General features: G+C 45.7%; 3 protein-coding genes. All 3 read right to left on the bottom strand.

What is annotated here, in order from left to right; genetic code table 11:
* Nucleotides 1-445: transcription antitermination factor NusB (locus ACLOR3_RS09885; RefSeq protein ID WP_412037194.1), on the bottom strand; the 445-nt coding region annotated here is incomplete at its 3' end.
* The gene (gene fmt, locus ACLOR3_RS09880; protein WP_042507435.1) at nucleotides 435-1,370 is read right to left on the bottom strand and encodes a methionyl-tRNA formyltransferase; all 936 of its coding nucleotides are present in this window, start codon (nucleotides 1,368-1,370) and stop codon (nucleotides 435-437) included. The genes ACLOR3_RS09885 and fmt, both read right to left, overlap by 11 nt.
* 11 nt (nucleotides 1,371-1,381) lie before the next feature.
* Nucleotides 1,382-2,283, bottom strand: a 902-nt coding sequence (gene priA, locus ACLOR3_RS09875) for a replication restart helicase PriA (protein WP_412037193.1), incomplete at its 5' end; no start/stop codon positions are given.

Raw genomic sequence — 2,283 nt, 5'->3', positions numbered from 1 at the left:
AACGGATCGAAAGTCGTTTGTTGACTCGTTTAATCTGGTCAATCGACGGAAGCCCCTCTCGTAGCATTTTCCGTAAGAGAGCATTGACATATTTCTCACTCCCCTTCTTCCGTTGCTTGGCAAGCTCTACTGCTTCATGGACAACAGCATGGGGAGGAATCTTCTCAAGATAGACGAACTGATAAAGGCTCATCAATAAAAGATGATAAATCCATGGGTCTACCTGGTCTCGATCAGCGACAAAGTGCGATAGATACCATTCCAAGGTTAGTTTACGCGAAACCGTCCCATAGACAATTTCAGTCACCAGACTTTTATCCACTTCTGACAAAGTTGACTTTCCCAGAGCTTTTTTGAGGGCGATATTTGAAAAAGCACCGTCCTGGAAAATCTCTCCTAGGGTAGAGAGGGCCAACCCTCGTGCAGTCTGCAATTTATTTACCAAATTGATCACCTACTTGCAATTGTCGCCCTAAACCATTTAAGAAATCTCCAACAGCCATTTTAGGTTTGCCAGCTGGCTGAACCAAGGTCAAGGCCAAGGCTCCCTCCCCCGTCGCAACAACGATTTCATTTTTATGGAGAGCCAAAATTTCTCCTGGTTTTCCTTGTCCTTCACATGGTTTTGCTTGGTAAACCTTGAAGCGTTCCCCCTTCCATAAGGTATGGGCAACTGGCCAAGGATACATGCCTCGAACTTGGTTAAAGAGTTCACGGTTGGTCCGCGTCCAATCCAGGCGTTCTTCTTCCGGTTTGATATTGGGAGAGAAGGTTACTTGTTTGGGATCCTGAGCTTGTGGTTTGAGTTCTCCCGCAAGGTAAGGTGGTAAGGTTTCTAAGAGAAGATCCCGACCGACAAGAGCCAATTTCTCAAACATGGTTCCCACATTGTCCTCTTCTAAAATAGGGATGGCGCGAGAGGAAATCATATCTCCGGCATCCATCTCTTTGACCATTTCCATGATGGTCACACCAGCTTCCTTATCCCCATTCATGATGGCATAATGGATAGGAGCTCCACCACGGTATTTTGGAAGAAGGGAAGCATGCACGTTGACAGCAAACTTCATCGCCTCTAACAAACGACTCGGCAAGAATTGTCCAAAGGCTGCTGTGACGATCCCATCTGCCCCCAAAGCTAATAAATCTTCTAACTCCTGGCTTCCAGATAGTTTTTCCGGCTGGTAGACTGGTAAGCCTGCTTCTAAAGCCACTTCTTTTACCGGCGTCATCCGAATTTCTTTTTTCCGACCAACTGCTCGATCTGGTTGAGTCACAACGGCTAGAATCTCATAGCGTTCGTCAGAAATCAAGCCTTTTAAAACTGTAGCCGAGAAATCAGGCGTTCCCATAAATAGTATTTTTGTCATTTTTTCTCCTTCTACATAAAACTTTGCGGTTCATTGTCAATGCTGACCCGAAGATCTTGATTTTCCCGCTCTTGAGTATAGTCCAAAATCTGATTTAAGACTTGTGGTAACTGGTCTTCAAACCGGTACTTCAGCAGGATCTGATAATGGAATAAATTATGCGTACGAGCAATCGGTTTTGGCGTTGGTCCCAAGATTTGGACTTGGTCTGATAGACCTGTTTTCAACAGGTCCATCACCTGATAAGCTTTTTTAACCACGACCTCTTCTTGTTTGTGAGAAAGGGTCAAACCTACAGTGTAATAATAAGGTGGATAGCCAAATTGGTGGCGGACCTTCATTTCATAGGCATAAAAACCTTCGTAATCTTGGCGTTTCGCATATTCAATGGCATAATGATGAGGATTATAGGTCTGGATCAGAACCTGTCCTTCTTTATCCGCACGACCAGCCCGTCCTGCCACCTGGGTTAAGAGTTGGAAGGTCCGCTCTGACGAGCGAAAATCAGGCAAATTTAGGGCTGTATCAGCATTGAGGACACCGACTAGCGTTACATTGGGGAAATCCAAACCTTTGGCGATCATCTGGGTCCCCAGTAAAATGTCGGCTTGTCCTTTACCAAACTGGTCCAACAAAGCTTCGTGACTCCCTTTTTTCCGAGTGGTATCGACATCCATCCGCAAAATGCGGGCTTCAGGGAAAATTTCTTGTAGCTCATCGTAGGCCTTCTGGGTCCCCGTCCCATAATAGCGAATGGATCGACTTTGGCAATTAGGACAGACTGTTGGGATTGGCTTACGGTAGTTGCAATAGTGGCAATCCATGGTCTTGGTGTCCATATGGAGGGTCAAGGAGATATCACAATTCGGACAAGTATCTACCTGACCACACTCGCGACACATGACAAAACTGG

It is taken from the genome of Streptococcus intestinihominis, assembly GCF_046824975.1.
Classification (GTDB): domain Bacteria; phylum Bacillota; class Bacilli; order Lactobacillales; family Streptococcaceae; genus Streptococcus.
The sequence above is the reverse complement of the archived record's forward strand: the minus strand, read 5'-3'. Positions and strand labels throughout refer to the sequence as shown.